At 47.1% G+C, this 15,570-nt stretch carries 16 protein-coding genes; 10 read left to right on the top strand and 6 right to left on the bottom strand.

Annotation, left to right across the window (positions count from 1 at the left end):
• Positions 1 to 28 precede the first annotated feature (28 nt).
• Positions 29 to 478: a cytidine deaminase gene (locus P400_RS0113710; protein WP_161634152.1), complete on the top strand. Its 450-nt coding sequence runs from the start codon at positions 29 to 31 to the stop codon at positions 476 to 478.
• A gap of 30 nt (positions 479 to 508) precedes the next feature.
• On the opposite strand, the gene P400_RS0113705 is transcribed toward P400_RS0113710, so the two are convergent.
• Positions 509 to 715, bottom strand: a complete 207-nt coding sequence (locus P400_RS0113705) for a hypothetical protein (protein ID WP_026826733.1) — start codon at positions 713 to 715, stop codon at positions 509 to 511.
• Positions 716 to 833: 118 nt separating this feature from the next.
• Between P400_RS0113705 and P400_RS0113700 the strand changes: the two genes are divergently transcribed.
• Positions 834 to 1,121, top strand: coding sequence for a hypothetical protein (locus P400_RS0113700; protein WP_026826732.1), 288 nt, complete (start codon positions 834 to 836; stop codon positions 1,119 to 1,121).
• 83 nt (positions 1,122 to 1,204) lie between these two features.
• Here P400_RS0113700 and P400_RS0113695 read toward each other — a convergent pair whose 3' ends face one another.
• The 5 genes from P400_RS0113695 to P400_RS0113675 all read right to left on the bottom strand — a co-directional run bounded on the left by P400_RS0113695 (position 1,205) and on the right by P400_RS0113675 (position 6,271).
• Positions 1,205 to 2,596 carry a sensor histidine kinase gene (locus P400_RS0113695; protein ID WP_026826731.1) on the bottom strand — a complete coding sequence of 464 codons (1,392 nt, stop codon included), beginning with the start codon at positions 2,594 to 2,596 and terminating at the stop codon, positions 1,205 to 1,207.
• Entirely contained in the window at positions 2,593 to 3,282 is a 690-nt protein-coding gene (locus tag P400_RS0113690; protein WP_026826730.1) for a response regulator transcription factor, read from the bottom strand. Before P400_RS0113690 ends, P400_RS0113695 begins: the two co-directional genes overlap by 4 nt.
• 168 nt (positions 3,283 to 3,450) lie before the next feature.
• Positions 3,451 to 4,017, bottom strand: coding sequence for a GNAT family N-acetyltransferase (locus P400_RS0113685; protein ID WP_026826729.1), 567 nt, complete (start codon positions 4,015 to 4,017; stop codon positions 3,451 to 3,453).
• A 178-nt stretch (positions 4,018 to 4,195) separates the two neighbouring features.
• A complete protein-coding gene (locus P400_RS0113680) occupies positions 4,196 to 5,350 on the bottom strand; it encodes an amidohydrolase (protein WP_026826728.1) in 1,155 nt (384 codons plus the stop codon).
• 12 nt (positions 5,351 to 5,362) lie between these two features.
• On the bottom strand, positions 5,363 to 6,271 hold the full coding sequence (locus tag P400_RS0113675; protein ID WP_026826727.1) for a TIGR01777 family oxidoreductase: 909 nt from the start codon (positions 6,269 to 6,271) through the stop codon (positions 5,363 to 5,365).
• 145 nt (positions 6,272 to 6,416) lie between these two features.
• Between P400_RS0113675 and recX the strand changes: the two genes are divergently transcribed.
• The 8 genes from recX (at position 6,417) to P400_RS0113630 (ending at position 15,563) form a co-directional block, all read left to right on the top strand.
• Positions 6,417 to 7,229 carry a recombination regulator RecX gene (recX, locus tag P400_RS0113670; protein ID WP_026826726.1) on the top strand — a complete coding sequence of 271 codons (813 nt, stop codon included), beginning with the start codon at positions 6,417 to 6,419 and terminating at the stop codon, positions 7,227 to 7,229.
• A 48-nt stretch (positions 7,230 to 7,277) separates the two neighbouring features.
• Complete coding sequence (locus P400_RS0113665; protein WP_026826725.1) at positions 7,278 to 8,918, top strand: L-lactate permease; 1,641 nt, start codon at positions 7,278 to 7,280, stop codon at positions 8,916 to 8,918.
• A 321-nt stretch (positions 8,919 to 9,239) separates the two neighbouring features.
• Positions 9,240 to 10,964 (top strand): ABC transporter ATP-binding protein, encoded by a 1,725-nt coding sequence (locus tag P400_RS0113655; RefSeq protein WP_026826724.1) that lies wholly within the window; start codon positions 9,240 to 9,242, stop codon positions 10,962 to 10,964.
• A gap of 22 nt (positions 10,965 to 10,986) precedes the next feature.
• Positions 10,987 to 13,032: an ABC transporter ATP-binding protein gene (locus tag P400_RS0113650; RefSeq protein WP_026826723.1), complete on the top strand. Its 2,046-nt coding sequence runs from the start codon at positions 10,987 to 10,989 to the stop codon at positions 13,030 to 13,032.
• Positions 13,033 to 13,041: 9 nt separating this feature from the next.
• A complete protein-coding gene (locus tag P400_RS0113645) occupies positions 13,042 to 14,220 on the top strand; it encodes an RNA-splicing ligase RtcB (protein WP_026826722.1) in 1,179 nt (392 codons plus the stop codon).
• 72 nt (positions 14,221 to 14,292) lie between these two features.
• Complete coding sequence (locus P400_RS0113640; protein WP_026826721.1) at positions 14,293 to 14,607, top strand: YfhH family protein; 315 nt, start codon at positions 14,293 to 14,295, stop codon at positions 14,605 to 14,607.
• Complete coding sequence (locus P400_RS0113635; protein WP_026826720.1) at positions 14,604 to 14,873, top strand: YfhJ family protein; 270 nt, start codon at positions 14,604 to 14,606, stop codon at positions 14,871 to 14,873. The genes P400_RS0113640 and P400_RS0113635 overlap by 4 nt, the downstream gene beginning before the upstream one ends.
• Positions 14,874 to 15,023: 150 nt before the next feature.
• Complete coding sequence (locus tag P400_RS0113630; protein WP_026826719.1) at positions 15,024 to 15,563, top strand: helix-turn-helix domain-containing protein; 540 nt, start codon at positions 15,024 to 15,026, stop codon at positions 15,561 to 15,563.
• Positions 15,564 to 15,570 lie beyond the last annotated feature (7 nt).

Genomic DNA, 15,570 nt, shown 5'->3' with positions numbered 1-15,570 from the left:
AAGTAAGCGTTTTCACGTTATAGTTCAGATGTCAGACTTCTTATCAAATATAGAAGTGGAGGAACATCCAATGATTTCACAAGAACGCGTACAAGAACTCGTGCATAAAGCTATTGAGGCGCGCAAGCGCGCTTATACACCTTATTCAAAATTTAACGTCGGGGCTGTCGTCATCGACGCATCCGGTAATGAGATTACAGGATGTAACGTGGAGAATGCTTCATACGGTCTATCGATGTGTGCCGAGCGAACAGCGATTTTCAAAGCTGTCTCAGAAGGTAGCGAATCGATCGAGACAGTGGTTGTCGTCGGCGATACAGAAGGGCCGATTTCACCGTGTGGGGCATGCCGCCAAGTCATCGCCGAATTCGCAGGAGAAGAGTTCACGTTAATTCTAGCGAACTTAAATGGTGACACAAAAGTGATGACAAAAGAAGAGATGTTGCCTTACGGATTCTCACCGAAGGACTTAACATAAACAAGCTGCGGACAAACGTCCGCAGCTTGTTTATTTGTCCGTATATTTCTTTTCGCTCACCGAGTCATCTTTTGAGTGACGTTTGTTCTTCTCGTCTTTTACCCGTTCATTTAACTCCTCAACGGGAATCGGATCGACAGTCTGCATGCCGTCCTCGTCAAAAATGCTCTCTTTGTCCGTGTCGACAGCATCTGGGTTATCGAACGGACGCTTCGAGGTTGGTCGTTTCTTTTCCATCCAATCGCCTCCTTCCACCTAAACATTCCACTACATGTAAAGCTGTAAACGTTTTCGTCATGGGTTTTGAGATTGTGAAATGGTGGAATGAAGAGTGCATAGTGAAGGAGGGGTTATGATGGACCGGAAAGTATTGACCGGGATTGTATTAGGTGTCGCTGGAGCTGCGCTCGTAGCACCGAAAGTGGCGGCACTACTTTCTCAACGTGAGGCAGAAGACACATGGCAAAAGATGGATGAACGGGAGAGTGTGGACGCGAGTCAGGATGAGGCAGAAGAGGGCCTCACGCAACTAGATTCTAGTCATCGTGCCGAGTGGCAAGCGAACGGATTCCCACAGACGCACGCCGAACGAGAGCGACTGCAACAAGAATCGATTAATCAATATAAAGGCAAAGACATTTAAAAAGGCAGCCCTATGCTGAACTGCCCATAAAAGTTAGATTTTCATGTCTAACTTTTATGGGGGCGGTTCATGCGGGCTGCCTTTTACATATCGAACGTGTCTTCCGGGAGGAGAGGTAAACCGACCGTGACAGTGGTTCCTTTTCCGACTTCTGAACTGAAGTGGAGCGACCCCTCGTGCCGCTCGATGATATGTTTAGCAATGGCCAGACCGAGACCGGTCCCACCATCTTTTCGTGTTCTTGATTTATTGACGCGGTAGAAGCGTTCCGTCAATTTATCTACATCTTCTTTCGGAATGCCCCGACCTTCGTCGCGGATTTCAGTAATCGCATAGTTTGTTTCAGCGAACGATTTCACATGAATTGTTTTGCCCGATTCCGTGTAGCGGAGTGCGTTGTCAAGTAGATTACCGATGACCTGTTCGAGTCGGTCGTGATCGCCAAGGATAATTAAGTCGAAATCTAAGTTCGATTCAATTGTCACACCTTTCGCCCGGGCAATGGGTTCGAGTCGATAGAGGACGTCTTCGAGTACTTGTGAATAGACGACTGGCTCTTTTGTCATCGGATACGAATCTCGCTCTAACTGTGCGAGGTCGAGTAAATCAGTAACAAGTCGTTGAAGCCGGTTCGTCTCGTTCTCGATGATGTCATAATATTGTGCCCTCGTTTGTTCATCCAATGTGTCGTCTTGAAGCATCTCGGTATAACCGCGAATGTATGATAACGGTGTGCGGAGTTCGTGACTGACGTTCGCTAAAAACTCTTTTCGTTGTTCTTCGACGAGTCCGAGCGATTCCGCCATCGAATTGAGCGTATCCGCCAGTTCACCAATCTCGTCATCATAGACAATCGGGATGCGGTGTGAGAAATCGCCCTGCGCATATACTTGAGAGGCACGTTTCATTTGGATGAGCGGCTGAATGATGGTGTCGATGATCTGTTTACCAAAAATAAGCAAGTTCACAATCATGAGGACGAGCAAAAACGTGATCATGAGCCGAATCGGTTGAAACGGTTCGCTGATTTTACTGAGCTCCATGTAAAGGATTAACGCATTATCGAGTTCACCGTCTCGTACGAGGGGGAATGCAGTCATCAAAATGTCAACGTCCTCGGTCGGGTGTTTCCGAGTCACGGAAATTGCATACCCGTCTTGTAGCCGCTCGAGATCTTGTTGCCTTAAAAACGTCTTTCCTGAACCGAGTGTATCTTCTCGAACCGAGGAGAGGAACACTTTCGTTTCCGTTAGCTCATTCGTATACGTCATACTGTCTGCAAACGCGTCAGAAAAACCGTCGGCCTTGTAGATGGTGACGAGTTTCTCTCCACGATTGATGAGCAGCTCTTCTTGCGTTTGAATATAGAATTTATCGTACAAATAAAACGTCATAATTAGAAACACGAATGCTGAGAAGAGGCTGGCTGTCCAGATGGTAATCCAAATCCGCTTCCGAATCGTGTATCGTTTCATTCGTTTGCCTCGAATTTATATCCGATGCCCCATACCGTTTGAATGTAACCGCCCGCTTCACCAAGTTTCAGACGTAGTGTCTTAATGTGTGTATCGACTGTACGAAGGTTCCCGTGGTATTCGGTTCCCCAAATTTGATCGAGTAGCTGTTCACGAGAAAATACTTTCTCGTCGTTTGTGATAAACAGGTAAAGCAAATCAAACTCTTTACGTGTCAGGTTGACGGTTTTTCCTTTTACACTGACGGCACGGCCATCGATATCAATTGAGAGAACCCCGATATCAAACGTTGCCTCTTGTTCTTTAGAGAAACTATGAGTGCGACGGAGAGTTGCCTCAATACGAGCGAGTAATTCGCGTGGACTAAACGGCTTCGTGATATAGTCGTCCGCCCCAATTTTTAGTCCGTGAATCCGGTCGAGTTCTTCCGATCGTGCCGTTAACAGAATGATGGGCACGTTCGAAAACTCACGGATGCGCATGCATGCCGTCAAACCATCGAGTTCCGGCATCATGACGTCGAGTAAGACGAGATGGAATGTCTCTTCTTTTAAGCGCTCAATAGCTTCAAGACCGTTTGAGGCGGTGACCGTCTCATACCCCTCTTTTTCTAAATTTGATACAAGTAAATCTCGCATTTGTTCTTCGTCATCAGTTACGAGGATACGAAACATTGATTCTGACATATGTCATTCTCCTTTACAAAACGGTTAACGGGAGTTGTGATGAATCCCCCATAGTTCTATCATACCTATCTCTTCGAATTAGAACAGATTTATTCGGCTCCGACAAGTTACCTCCATCAAATCCACACAAAAAAGCCACAAAAAAGCCAATTCTTTGACAGAATTGGCTCAGGCTTCGAGTTGCGTTTCGTAAGGAACTTCGTATTCTGGGACATGAAGGGTATGCGAGTAAAGTTGGAAACTCGACTTGGATACTTCATAAAGGACGTATTCGGCGTCACCCTGATTGATTTCTGCAAGCAGTTCTGAACGAATCTCATTCGCGCAAAACGCGTATGGAAGCTTTTCTGCTGCGGCAATCGAGCGTTCATTCGATTTACGGATTTTTAAAAACACACTTTCCATGTCAAGTTCGAAGAAGAGTTCCGAGAAGAACGACTCTTTCGCGACTTGATTATAACCTTTGCCATGATATGGCTTGCCAAGCCATGTACCAAGAAACCCGTAGCCGGATTCGACGTCGTACAAGCTGATTGTCCCAATTGGGGTACCATACTCGTTCGTGATGGTACGTGAGATGATATTTCCTTGCTCTTCTAGCTCGATGATTTGCTTCGTGCTAAATAAAAACTCGTCAAAGTGGACCGTCTTTTGACGGACATACGGAAAGACATCTGGGTGTTGCATCAGTTCGAACAACTCCGCGCAGTCGGTGAGCTCACGAAATTTGAGCACCTTTACATTCCTCCTCCTATTTCAGACCGCTGAAGAATAGTCGTAACGAAAGCATACTTCTGGCTTCGCTGTTCGAACCGCCTTGGCTGCTTTATAAAGTTACAAGATAAATTTTATATAGTATTTTTAAAAAAGCAAGTAAATTATGCGTAAAAACGCTTATGAAAAATAATGAAAATTATTCGACCTCATGATGCGTTTCGGCACGCTCCGTTTTGTAGACGACTTCGCCGTTTACAATCGTCATAATCGGCTTCGCCAAGTAGTCGAGGGGGAAGTGATTCCACAGCACGAGATCGGCGTCTTTCCCGACTTCTAGTGAGCCGATGCGGTCGTCAACACCTAATGATTCAGCAGGATTGATGGTGATTCCTCGTAAAGCGACATCAACCGGTAAGCCTTCACGAGCCGCAAGTCCTGCGCATAAATTTAAGTATTGAACAGGCGTGTACGGATGATCGGTCGTAATCGAAACGATCATGCCATGTTCATGTAGAACACGATACGTCTCCCACGTCTTATTTTGGAGCTCGATTTTCGATTTTCGAGTGAACGTCGGTCCGACGGTGACGTGTTTCACACCGAGTTCCTGTAACTTTTTAGCGACGAGGTGACCTTCCGTACAATGCTCGATTCGAAAGTCGAGGTCAAACTCTTTTGCGAAACGTACGACAGATAGGATATCGTCGGCTCGGTGTGCATGAACACGAATTGGCATTTCACGATTGAGAGCGAGTTGAATCATCTGACTGCCGAAAGTTCCAATCGTCTTGGTCGACCCGACCGTGCGGAACGCTTCACGAAGCAATCCCATAATACCCATTCGTGTTAAGTCCCCCGTTTTTCCCATACTATGAATCCGTTTTGGGTTTTCACCGAGCGCCATCTTCAGTCCGGCATGACGTCGGACAATCATGTCATCAATATAGCGACCGTGCGTTTTGATGACACTTGTCACACCACCGATGACGTTCATGCTACCTGGCATGACTTGTACGGCAGTCACCCCTGCCATCAGCGCTTCCTGAAAACCTTCGTCCAGTGGATAAACACCATCAATCGCACGGGCATGAGGAGTCATCGCTTCTACTGTTTCATTAGCGTCGTTTCCGACGGACCCGGTCCCTTCATCATATAAGCCAAGATGGGTATGGGCATCGATGAAACCAGGGAATAAGAAGTTTCCTTCCGCCTCGATGACGTTCTCATCGTCAAGTGGCTCAAGCAATTCAGCCATTTCGATGATTTTGCCGTCTCGAACACGAAGGTCTCCGTAAAAGTGAGGTGCGGTAATCGGATAAACATGGGCATTTCGAATAAGTAAGTGACTCACAATTAATTCTCCTTAGGCATCTTGTAGTAGTTGTGTTAGAGCGGGTTCGAGTGTTTCATATCGAAAATCGAATCCGTGTTGAAGCGCCTTAGTCGGAACGACCTTCGCGCCTTCTAGGACGATGACACTTTTCTCACCGAGAACGAGTTTCATCATTGATGTAGGTGCGGGAATCCAATGTGGACGATGCATCACTTTTGCAATCGTCTTCCCGAATTCATTCATCGTCACCGGTGTTGGAGCCGTTCCGTTTACGGGACCTTCGATTGCATCTGTTTCGATGATATGCACGAATAACCGTACAAGATCATCTAAATGAATCCAGGGTACCCACTGCTCTCCCGATCCAATTTTACCACCGACCCCGAACTGATAAGGAAGTTTCATTAATGGGAAAGCACCTCCGTCATTTGATAAAACGACTCCGGTGCGCATGGTAACGAGACGTATGCCAAGGTCGCGAATCGGGTCGGCTTCTTGTTCCCAAAGAATACATACATTCCCTAGGAAATTGGTCCGCGTCGGTAAGGGCGTTTCTTCCGAATAAGTGATGGAGCGGTCTTCACCATATATCCCAATCGCTGAGCCGCTTATGACGACTTGTGGCTTCTGTTTCAACTGTTTAATCAGGCGAACGACTTCTTTCGTTCCTTCGATTCGACTTTGAAGGATGGCTTGTTTTTGCTTATGTGTCCATCGTCCATCATTGATGGAGGCCCCAGCTAAATGAATGAAAGCATCCGTTCCTTCAAGTTCTTTTTCTGGTTTGCTATTTGGTGTCAACCATTCGATAAATGACACCCCGCGATGGCGAGGACGAGGATGACGAGTCAACACGACGACTTGATGACCGGCATCGGCTAGTGCGCGGACGAGCGGTTGACCGATGAGCCCGGTTCCACCGGTGATTGCGATTTTCATGAAATTCCCTCCGATATCATGTGTTGTTTCTAAAATGGGTATAAGTCAGTATATCCAGATGAATACCCTTTCTTCTAACTTATCAAAAATCCTCTACAATTCCTGAACGTGATATGTTAGAAACATGAAATGGAGGGGAATCGTTGTGAAAATTGCAAAGTTCACTACCCAACAAAAGAATAAAGACCGATTGAACGTCTTCATCGAGCGCGAAGGAAAAGAGGAGTTTGCGTTTGCTATCGATGTTGACGTGTTCATTAAGTACGGACTCGCAAAAGGAATGGAGCTTGAGGATGACTTTGTCCAAGATGTGCTTGAAGCGGAAGAGGCTCAAAAGGCGTATAAATTGGCCGTCAATTATTTATCGTATCGAATGCGTGCCATTTCAGAGGTACAGGACTACCTAGTGAAGAAGGAGTTAAGTGAAACTGCCATCAAACATGCCATCACGCGACTGAAAGAGCAACGCTACTTGAATGATGCTGAATTCGCGAAAGCTTATGTCCAGACTAAGTTCAATACGAGTCCGAGCGGGCCAATTAAAATTAAACGGGAGCTTGGACAGCTTCGTATTCCAGCAGACATCGTCGAGACGGTAGTGGCGTCAATCACTCATGAAGAGCTTGTCGAAAAGGCAGGAAAGTTCGTGAAAAGGAAACAAATGGAAACAAATCGACGTTCTGCCACAGAAGTGCAACAAAGAATTCAACAAACCCTAATGCAAAGGGGGTTTACCTTTGATATTATTTCAGAGGCGATTCAAACTTTTTGGGAGGAAGAAGACGAAGATGTCGAGATTGCGGCATGTCTGAAACAGGCTGAAAAGTTGAGTCGGAAGTTCAACGGATATGATGCGTTCGAACGCAAACAGCGTATGAAGATGCAGCTTCGGCGCAAAGGATTTCCGTATGACGTGATTGAACGTACATTAGATCGACTCGTTCAAGAAGAATCGTGATGGGACATCTGTTTACGGTAGGGGAAAATACGAAAAGGTGGGTCTACATTGACGATTTTAGAATGGATTACAGCACTGACACCGATTGTGGCCGTGCTTATCTTATTGGTAATTATGCGTTTACCTGCATCAGTAGCAATGCCTTTGTCACTTGTGACGACGGCGATTTTAGCATTCTTTGTTTGGCAATTGGATGCGACACGGATTATGTCAGCCACGCTACAAGGTCTTGTCATTGCCGTGACAACAGTATGGATTGTATACGGTGCCATCGGAATGATGAATACGATGAAAGAAGGAGGCGGAATGAATGCAATTCGCTCCGGATTCGTCAACATCACACCCGATCCGCGGATTCAAGTTTTGATTGTCGGTTGGTTATTCGTTTCATTCATTGAAGGGGCTTCAGGGTTCGGTACACCGGCTACCGTGGCGGCACCACTTTTGATTGCACTCGGCTTTCCGCCAATAGCGGCAGTCGTCATCGCACTATCAGCAGACGTTTCAGCCGTTACGTTTGGGGCAGTGGGTACACCGGCACTCATCGGGATTGGTAATGGTCTATCCCTTGATGTGAATCAGCCGGAGGCGATTGAATTTATTACAGAGGTCGTCTTACAAACAGTCTTGATTGACATGGCGGTTGGATTATTCATCCCATTTATTTTAATTTTGATGCTGACTCGTTTCTTCAGTAAAGAAAAGTCAATCAAACCTGCGCTTGAAGTGTTTCCAATCGCAATTGTCGCAGCGCTTCTGTATAGTGTGCCGGCATACATTTGGACGTTGATTCTAGGGTTTGAGTTCGGTGGAATGCTTGGTGGATTGACGGGGCTAGTCATTCTCGTCACAATGGCACGAAAAGGGATTCTCATGCCAAAACGCGTATGGACGTTTGATGGATACGCGGATCAAATCGAACAACCTGTTGAAAGTAAGACCGTTAAAACTGGAAAGCGTGAGTTGCCACAATGGAAAGCGTGGGCACCTTATCTCATTTTGACGATTTTCTTGATTTTGACACGAACAGTTCCATTCTTGAACGAGTTATCTCGTAGTGTACGAATCAATCTCCCGGATATTTTAGGGGTCGAAGGGATTTCAACATCTTGGGAACCATTTTATTCACCAGGATTCATGTTTATCTTGACGATCATCGCAACATTCTTCTTGCACAATATGAGTTGGTCACAAGTCACGTCGGTCTTTAAAGCAACGACGCTTGGTGTCGTTGGAACGGCCATTACGTTAGCGGCTTCTGTTCCGATGGTTCGTATTTTCATCCACTCAGAAAGTGGTGGAGCTGGACTTGCGTCGATGCCAGTCGAACTCGCGACAGCGGCTGCTGACACGTTCGGTGGAGTATGGCCACTCGTCGCACCATGGATTGGGGCCCTCGGCGCGTTCGTTTCAGGATCGGCGACCTTCTCGAACATGATGTTCTCGAGCTTGACGACAAATGTCGCTAGTTCAGTTGGGTTGAATGAGTCACTAGCCTTGTCGATGCAGATGGCAGGGGCGAACGCCGGGAACATGATTTGTGTGTTAAACGTCGTAGCGGTGGCATCTGTTGCCGGATTGCTTGGGAAAGAAGGAACGATCATCCGTTATACGCTCATGCCGATGATTTATTATGCAACGGCTACAGGGGTCGTTGGTCTCATTTTGGGCATGTTTTTCTTAAACTAAACACAAGTTACAATTTTTTTACAGAATAATATTGACAATTTTCAGAACAGTCTGCTAAGGTTTGAGTAGATTTTAAAACGATGAAACGAGAGGAGCCAAAATGATGAACAACATTGCACTCACAAACACACTCAAAACATCATATGGCTACTCGTATTTAACTGCGTGACTTTGGCAGCTGGATAGGGGTAGTGTCCTTTCCCTGACCATGCAAAAGACTGAAGACTTCTTCAAGCGCGCTTCATTTGATTGGTTGCACAATCAGGTGGAGTGCGCTTTTTTGCGTGCTCAGATGGATTGGGCGAAAGGGGGAAATCAGTCATGAAACTGATTAAACAATTGGATTGGTTTATTAAAAGACAGAAACGGACGTATGTGATCGCCATCATCTTACTTATCATCACGGGTGTGGTGGATATGCTACCACCATGGATTATCGGACAGGCAATCGATGCGATTCGTGAAGGTAGTTTGACGACAGAGCGGTTAATTCTGATTGTGTCGTCGCTTCTAGGCATCATGGTGCTGTCTTATGTGATGTCGTACTTGTGGATTGCCCGACTATTTGGGACAGCCTTTCTACTGGAAAAGAAATTAAGAGGTCGCTTTTTTGGTCATCTCCTCAAACAAACACCGCGTTTTTATCAACAACATCGTACAGGTGACTTGATGGCGCTTGCGACGAATGACTTGAAAGCGGTAGAGCGGACAGCAGGGTTTGGGGTCATGACATTAGTCGACTCATTCAACATGACGCTTATCGCGTTGACGATCATGGGTGTGTTTATCGATTGGAAGTTGACGCTCGCAGCACTCTTGCCGATGCCGATTCTTGCCTGGTCGATGAATAAACTCGGAAGTCAAATTCATACACGTTTCACGGCAGCTCAAGACTCGTTCGGGGTGATGAACGACCAAGTCGTGGAATCGATTTCAGGTCTTCGGGTCGTCCGTTCCTTCGTCCAAGAAGAAGCGGACACGAAAAAGTTTGATGATATCACGGATGACGTGATGGCAAAAAACCTGCATGTCGCAAAAATCGATGTGTTGTTTGAACCGGTCATCAAGTTGCTTGTCGGATTCAGTTACTTGATTGGGCTATCGTTCGGGACGTATCTCGTCTTTACGAACGACATCACGCTTGGTCAGCTCGTCTCCTTCAATATTTATTTAGGGATGCTCATTTGGCCGATGTATGCGTTCGGGGAACTCATCAACGTCGTGCAGCGAGGAACAGCGAGTCTCGAGCGAATTGAAACGACGATGAACGAAGTACCAGACGTTGCCTCGACGGGAACAGTTCACATCGATGTACCGGAGAAAATCACCTTCAAATCGCTCTCGTTCCGTTATCCAAACGCAAATCGGGAGTCGTTAGAAGACATCGTCCTGCACGTCTCACGTGGTGAGACAATTGGAATCGTCGGACCGACTGGGGCCGGGAAGACGACGTTATTGCGTCAATTGCTTCGGGAGTATCCGATTGACGATTCACTTCTCGTGAACGGTGTACCAATCTCTGACATCAAACTCGAAACCGTCCGTGGCTGGAGTGGATATGTGTCACAAGAACACCTCCTATTCTCGAAAACAGTACGTGATAACATTCGCTTCGGGGTAGATGACGTATCGGATGAAGCGCTCGAGACGGCGATTCATCTCGCCGCATTTGATACAGATATCGAACACCTTGACAATGGTCTGGATACGGTTGTCGGGGAACAGGGTGTCATGCTGTCAGGTGGACAGAAGCAACGTTTGTCGATTTCACGAGCGTTGTTGAAAAATCCAGAGATTCTACTTCTTGACGACTCGCTTTCGGCGGTCGATGCGAAAACGGAGTCACGAATCATCGATTCGGTCCGTACGAGCCGTAAGGCGAAGACGACATTTATCGTGGCTCACCGTCTTTCTGCGGTGGCGCACGCTGACCAAATTCTCGTCCTTCAAGACGGGCGTGTCACAGAGCGCGGCACACATGACCAACTGATGGAACGACACGGTTGGTACTATGAACAATTTATTCGACAAGGAGAGTCGGAGTAATCCGGGAAAGGGGGAATCTCTCATGATCGATCAATATGAATTAGATCCGGTCCGCCGGAAGAAGACGATTCGCTCACTCGTTGGCTATGCCAAACAAGTGAAGCGCTCCATCTTCCTCGGACTGGCATTACTCTTTTTAGCGGTCGGCGCAGAACTTGCCGGGCCGTATATCGCCAAAGTCATTATCGATGAGCATATCGTCGCCATCGAGCGTGACTGGGTTCAAGTCGAATCCGGCGGTAGTGTTTCCTTTAATGGTGATTCTTATGAGAAGGAAACGAGACTAAACGACCAAGATGTGATTCAGCCGGTCTCGATCGTACAAACGACCGAAGGATACTATCTTGTACCTGAGGCGGTTATGAGCGGAGGAGTCCGTGAAGTTGAAGGAGACGTGCTGACGATTACAAGAGGAGACGAGACGGCGACGTATGATAATATCGTCTCACTCTCGTCGACCGACGTATTTCAGTTCTATCAAACGGATTTACGAGCGGTCCTTCTCTTATCGGGACTTTACGTCGTCTTGTTATTATTTGCGGCGGGATTGAACTGGGGACAACAGATGCTCTTGCAACGGTCAGCGCATAAAATCGTAAAAACGATGCGTCTTGACGTGATGAAGCATCTCCAAACGATTCCGGTCCGCTATTTTGACCAGACACCGATTGGGAAAATTGTCAGTCGTGTCACAAATGATACGGAGACGATTCGTGACCTGTATTTAGGGGTGCTCGCTCGCGTCTTCCAAAGTGTCGTCATGATGATTGGGGTACTCATTGCGATGTTCTTCCTAGACGTACGTCTTGGACTCGTCTCACTCATTATCATCCCGGTCGTCATCGTCTGGATTAAATTGTTCCAACGTTTCTCGACGAAAAATAACTTCCGTGTCCGCGCACTCGTCGCGGATATGAACGCGCAGTTAAATGAGAGCATTCAGACGATGCCAATCATTCAATCGTACGTCCGCGAAGATCTCGTCTATGACGAATTTAACGAGAAGAACAGTGACAACTTCCAAACGAGACGAAAACTGTTGAAATTAGATGCGTTGATGAGCCATAACCTCGTCAATTTCTTCCGAAACATGGCGCTCGCCTTGCTCATCTGGTTCGTCGGAACACAAACGCTCGGTGGGGGAAGCATCCTGACGCTCGGGATTTTGTACGCATACATCGACTACGTCTCACGGATCTTTGAGCCGGTGACACAAATCATGAACCAATTGTCACCACTTCAGCAAGCGCTCGTCTCGGCCGACCGAATGTTCCAGTTACTTGACGAAAAAGGGGAACCGGTCTCATCAGAACGCATTTCACGTTTTAAAGGGGAAGTTGTCTTTGATGATGTGACATTCAGTTATGAAGCAGGGAAGCCGGTGTTGCAACAGATTGAACTACACGCCGCTCCGGGTGAGACGATCGCTCTGGTCGGACATACGGGTAGTGGAAAGAGCTCGATTATGAACTTGCTCATGCGATTTTATGACCCGTCTGTAGGCGTCCTACGAATCGATGGGATGGATGTGACGAAGCTCCCAACTCAGGCAGTACGGGACCACCTCGGGATTGTCTTACAAGACCCGTTCCTGTTCACCGGTACAATTCGGACGAACGTCACGCTAGGAGACGAGACAATCACGGATGAGCAGGTTTGGAACGCACTGACAGCCGTAGGGGCTGACCGTTTCGTGAAGCAGTTGCCACAAGGAATCGATGAACCGGTGATTGAGCGTGGGGCCTCACTCTCGAGTGGGGAACGACAGTTGATCAGCTTCGCTCGTGCCCTCGTCTTCGACCCGGCCATCCTCGTCCTCGATGAGGCGACAGCAAGTGTCGACTCGGAGACCGAGGCACTGATTCAAGAGGCACTCAAAACACTCACGTACGGTCGAACGACGTTTGTCATCGCCCACCGTCTCTCTACGATTCGGGAAGCGGACCAGATTCTCGTCCTCGACCATGGTCGAATTATCGAGCGGGGGAATCACCAGTCACTCATCGAATTCGGTGGTGTCTATGCTCGAATGCACGAATTACAAAGTAAACAACAAGTCATCAGCTAAGGAGGTCACATGGAAATCACGGGGAAATATAACCGCGCCAAAGTATTCAATGAACGAATCGATGATATGACGCGGAATCAGATTCAAACTCTTCTCGACCAACCATTCACAGAAGGGGCATCGATTCGGATCATGCCGGATATGCACGCCGGTAAAGGGTCGGTCGTTGGGACGACGATGACCATTCAAGACAAAGTCGTGCCTAACCTGGTCGGTGTCGACTTAGGATGTGGGATGCTTTGTACGGAAATTAAAGCCAAGCGAATCGATTTTCAGCGACTCGACGATATCATTCGTGAACTGGTACCGAGCGGGATGAACATTCGTGAGAAGGTTCATCCATATGCTTCTGAACTTCCGCTAGAAGAGGTGCGGGCGCCGTATAAACTCGACCGTGCCTTGCGCTCGGTCGGATCGCTCGGCTCAGGAAATCACTTTATTGAAGTGAACCGGGATGAAGAGGGACGAACGTTTCTCGTCATCCATTCCGGTTCACGCCATCTCGGTGTACAGATTGCCGATCACTATCAAGAGCGCGCGATTCAACATATGATGGAAACGAAAGATGTAATAGAAGCAATCGAACGATTGAAGGATACTGGACGCCAGAAAGAAATCTCGACGTATCTGGAAGTGGAACGAGAAGCGCGGAAATCATTCCAAGACTTGGCTTATGTCGAAGGAGAGGACATGGACGATTATATGCATGACGTTCGCATCGCCCAACAATACGCAGCGGCGAACCGTCGCGCGATGACAGATGTGATCGTGGAAGCGATGAAGTGGAACGTCGTCGATCAATTCGACACCGTTCATAACTATATCGACCATGATGCGATGATTCTACGAAAAGGAGCCATTTCCGCGCAAGAAGGAGAGCGTGTCATCATTCCGATGAACATGCGAGACGGTTCGCTCATCTGTACCGGGAAAGGGAACCCGGACTGGAACTTCTCGGGTCCGCACGGGTCAGGGCGAATCATGTCTCGCTCGGCAGCACGTAAACGCGTCGACTTCAAAGAATTCAAACGTACGATGGAAGGCGTTTGGTCGACATCGGTTCGACCATCTACGGTGGATGAGTCACCATTCGTCTACAAATCGATGAAAGAAATCGTCCGTTATATCGAACCGGCCGTCAGCATCGATCAAGTCATCAAACCGTTGTACAACTTCAAGGCGAACTGAGTGGGTTTTCACTCAGTTTCGCCTTTTTCTTTTTTTCGTAAAATCTGATACGCTTACATCGAGGTGAACGAAATGGAAAAGCGGTTAAGTGACTTATCAAAATATGAGTTAGAGCAGGAAATTCAAGCATTACATGAGAGAAAGCGAAAGGCTGAACAAATGGGCATGGTCAGCGAAATCGAAGTTGTCCTTCGACGGATTGCGATTGCCGAAAGTTATTTGGTCGACCCATCATCGTTTCGTCCCGGTGAAACATACGTCGTCAACTATAATGACCAACCGTTCCGCTTGAAATTCGTCAACGGTGTCATGGGTTGGGGTACGTTTGAAGGGGACATGACAGAACGGGCCATCCCACTCTCTGAACTGTCGGAGGTGAAACAATGAATCGGAACGAACAGTATGATCGGCTTGCTACAATCTTAAAAGAAAAGAATGATGTGTTAAACGACTCGGAAGCGGTAACGTGGGTCGAGGTGTTATGGGAAGACTTTGAAACAACGCTTGCCAAGGCCGGGGAGCCGTATCCGGGAGAAGCGAAGGCGTTTCAGTACGTCATTCAACAGATTGATGCGTACGGCGCACAGCTCCACTTGTTCCAAACGAAGAACGAAAAGTTTAAGCATTTGATGTCTAAACGGAATTTACATTGAATCACGTCTATCCGACGTGATTTTTTTATTGCAATTATCATTCAGTTCGTTATAATGAAGGTCGCTAATAGTTTTATTGTAAGTATAGTATAGATAAACTTTCTTTAGTTGAACTCATGTTTTACTAAACTAGAAGGGGGCGTTCAGTCGTTGGAAGTAGGTCAAAACATTAAGCGGCTCCGAATTAAAAAAGGATTGACCCAAGAAGAATTGGCGGAGCGTACGGATTTGAGTAAAGGATACATTTCTCAAATCGAACGGGATTTAAGCTCTCCCTCGTTAGAGACGTTATTTGATTTATTGAGTGTCCTCGGGAGTTCTCCAAAAGAGTTCTTCGATGAAGACTTGAATCAAAAAGTCGTCTACACCGTCGATGATCGCACTACTTATGTAGATGAGGAACGAAAATATCGGACAGAGTGGCTCATTCCGGAATCGAATGAGAAAGAGATGGAGCCGATTCTCGTCACGTTTTGCAAGAATGGAGAGTTCAAACAGTATGAACCTTCACGTTCAGAGACATTGGTTTATGTCTTGTCCGGTAGAGTGGCGCTGAAGTTAGGTCATCACACTTATTTCGCTAAAGCAGGGGAAACAATGTACTATGTCGCCTCGGATTCACACCAGATCGTCAACGACCATGATGGCGAGAGTGAGTGTCTCATCGTAGCGACCCATTCATATTTATAAGCCAATA

It is taken from the genome of Exiguobacterium marinum DSM 16307 (assembly GCF_000620845.1).
Classification (GTDB): domain Bacteria; phylum Bacillota; class Bacilli; order Exiguobacteriales; family Exiguobacteriaceae; genus Exiguobacterium; species Exiguobacterium marinum.
The sequence above is the reverse complement of the archived record's forward strand: the minus strand, read 5'-3'. Positions and strand labels throughout refer to the sequence as shown.

What these genes read in the sequence shown, in the direction of transcription:
- P400_RS0113705 (WP_026826733.1), bottom strand. Translation starts at nt 715, where the DNA reads ATGGAAAAGAAACGACCAACCTCGAAGCGTCCGTTCGATAACCCAGAT.
- P400_RS0113635 (WP_026826720.1), top strand. Translation starts at nt 14,604, where the DNA reads ATGAATCGGAACGAACAGTATGATCGGCTTGCTACAATCTTAAAAGAA.
- P400_RS0113695 (WP_026826731.1), bottom strand. Translation starts at nt 2,596, where the DNA reads ATGAAACGATACACGATTCGGAAGCGGATTTGGATTACCATCTGGACA.
- P400_RS0113645 (WP_026826722.1), top strand. Translation starts at nt 13,042, where the DNA reads ATGGAAATCACGGGGAAATATAACCGCGCCAAAGTATTCAATGAACGA.
- P400_RS0113655 (WP_026826724.1), top strand. Translation starts at nt 9,240, where the DNA reads ATGAAACTGATTAAACAATTGGATTGGTTTATTAAAAGACAGAAACGG.
- P400_RS0113700 (WP_026826732.1), top strand. Translation starts at nt 834, where the DNA reads ATGGACCGGAAAGTATTGACCGGGATTGTATTAGGTGTCGCTGGAGCT.
- P400_RS0113640 (WP_026826721.1), top strand. Translation starts at nt 14,293, where the DNA reads ATGGAAAAGCGGTTAAGTGACTTATCAAAATATGAGTTAGAGCAGGAA.
- P400_RS0113690 (WP_026826730.1), bottom strand. Translation starts at nt 3,282, where the DNA reads ATGTCAGAATCAATGTTTCGTATCCTCGTAACTGATGACGAAGAACAA.
- P400_RS0113650 (WP_026826723.1), top strand. Translation starts at nt 10,987, where the DNA reads ATGATCGATCAATATGAATTAGATCCGGTCCGCCGGAAGAAGACGATT.
- P400_RS0113675 (WP_026826727.1), bottom strand. Translation starts at nt 6,271, where the DNA reads ATGAAAATCGCAATCACCGGTGGAACCGGGCTCATCGGTCAACCGCTC.
- P400_RS0113710 (WP_161634152.1), top strand. Translation starts at nt 29, where the DNA reads ATGTCAGACTTCTTATCAAATATAGAAGTGGAGGAACATCCAATGATT.